General features: G+C 47.7%; 1 protein-coding gene. It reads right to left on the bottom strand.

The features are described 5' to 3' along the window. Positions 1–344 precede the first annotated feature (344 nt). On the bottom strand, positions 345–2,111 hold a 1,767-nt coding region (locus tag FE394_RS19170), incomplete at its 5' end, for a DUF5906 domain-containing protein (protein WP_319927912.1).

Raw genomic sequence — 2,111 nt, 5'->3', positions numbered from 1 at the left:
TTAGCCAGATAAATCAGAGATCTTGAAAAACACAATGCCAGCCAGAAAAAACCTTTTATCAACCCCCTCCCTATTAAAGAATTAGGGGGAAAACTGTTCACCTTTGAATATTTCCATTTAAATTCATATCGTTAAAGGGTGATGACTTGAAATTAAACTCATCATCACTCTTCACCCAACCCTTCACCTTCAAATCAAAAGGTGAACAGAGGTGAAGACTTGTGAACAGTTTTAAAATAACTATTCACCCTTTAATACCTTGATATATCTGATTTAAATTATAGGATGAATAGCGGTGAACACTTTTTTATATTTTTAGGAAATCTTTATCTGTGTGAAAAAAGTTATTCTTCTGGCAGGTTATTCCTTGTCAGTTTTGGCAGCCATTCGATGGCAGTGTCGATATTCAGATCCAGATTGCTGCGAATGCCCTGTTTACTTTTCTTACGCAGGTAATGTTGGTTGTATTCAGCCAGTGCGCCGGGCATATCCATACCGAATCGGGTCACGGAAACCGGTTTGTTCAGGTTGTTGCCTTTCATATAAGCAAGGTAAGCGTGATAGAGGTATTTGCAGGGATTAAATGGCACGATTTCCGCATTGCCGATTAACAAACCATCAGCTTCATGAGAAGCCACCAGATAACCGCAAAAATCAACCAGTGGATCTGTACCGCGTTTGATATCCAAAGCCTCTTCGGATTTTTGTTGCTCTGCCAGTAAACGCCTTGCAGTTTGTGGATCAGCAAACCGATGAAGCAGTTGCCGGATAATCACAGGCAATTCCGCCGCGATTTTATCCCGCAGAAACGGATCACGTTCGTTTTCCGGCACGACTTCGGAGAAGTTGAAAATCACCCGACGCCGCGACACTCCGCCACTGCGATCACTGAAACTCATAGCGTTATTGTTCACCGCCAGCACCACAGCAGGAATTCGGGTTGAATAAGGCTGTTTGTGCTTCGGGTCAATGGCGACTTCATCCCCGCCTGTAATGGCTTTGATACCGGAGCCATCGCCTACATAGCGGGTCTGGTCGGGCAGAATAATCAACGAATAGCCGACAATCAGCGCCCGTTCCCGTGGATTTTCCAGTGCGGCCATGCTAGCGGAAACGGTATTGCCTTTCCCTGCCAGCATCGCGCAGATTTCAGCAAAGATACTTTTACCACTACCTCCGGCTCCGGTGACTTCCAGAAATAACTGCCAGTCGTAACGGTTTGCCAGCACCATAAACAGTGCGGCCAGCACTCTTTCTGCCTTGCTTTCACAGTTAGCTGTTGCACGGTTAAGCCAGTACCAGAACTGAGGTGCATGGCTTTGCAGGGTTTCCCCCGAAACGGGGGAATTGAATTCAACGTCGTTAGCAAGCAGCAGCCAGTCATGTTTGTGATGAGGCCGGAACTGACCGATTTTTAGATCGAATACGCCATTACGGAACCCGATTAAATGGCGCTCTGGCGAGTTCATCATGGGAAGCTGTAATTTCAGTGCATCCACAGCAGCGCTGATACCGTGCGGTGAGTACGGCATTTTTTCTTCCATAAAAGCCGCCACCATTTCCCGCTGTAAATCGCGGTTACTGACCGGACACCAGACAATACCATCGTAGTGATGAACGGTTTCCGAAGCGCCATCCAGTGCCAAATCACCGTCATAACGTGCCAGTAACACTTCTCCGCGCTGGCTGGCGCCCATCTGACATAAGGTTAGTTTTGACGATTCGGCATCCTTGGGCTGAATGATCGCTTTTTTCGTTATGGGAGCCGGTTGATAAAGCCCCTGAGCAAACGCCAGCTTTGCCGTTTCTACACCGTGTTGTTGGCGGTAGTCGTCCCAATCGGCTTTATATTCTGTCGGTGGCAATGTGATCCAGCCATTCACCGCAATAGCCGCTTTTTCTGCCGAGATCTTGCCAGTATTCACTTTCAGTTTACCTTTCTTATCCAGTTCACCGGGGTAATGCCAGTCGTTATCGGCGGCAATAATAATTTTCATGCCCGGCCAGCGTTCCCTGACTGATTGTGCAACGGAGAGCAAATTGCCTGCATCCAGAGCCGCCAGAACAGCCCCTTCGCATAGCTGGTTAACTGTGAGTGCCGTGGCGTAACC

Source organism: Xenorhabdus littoralis (genome assembly GCF_033949345.1).
In the GTDB taxonomy this organism is placed as follows: Bacteria; Pseudomonadota; Gammaproteobacteria; order Enterobacterales; family Enterobacteriaceae; genus Xenorhabdus; species Xenorhabdus littoralis.
This window is presented reverse-complemented; position numbering and strand designations above follow the sequence as displayed.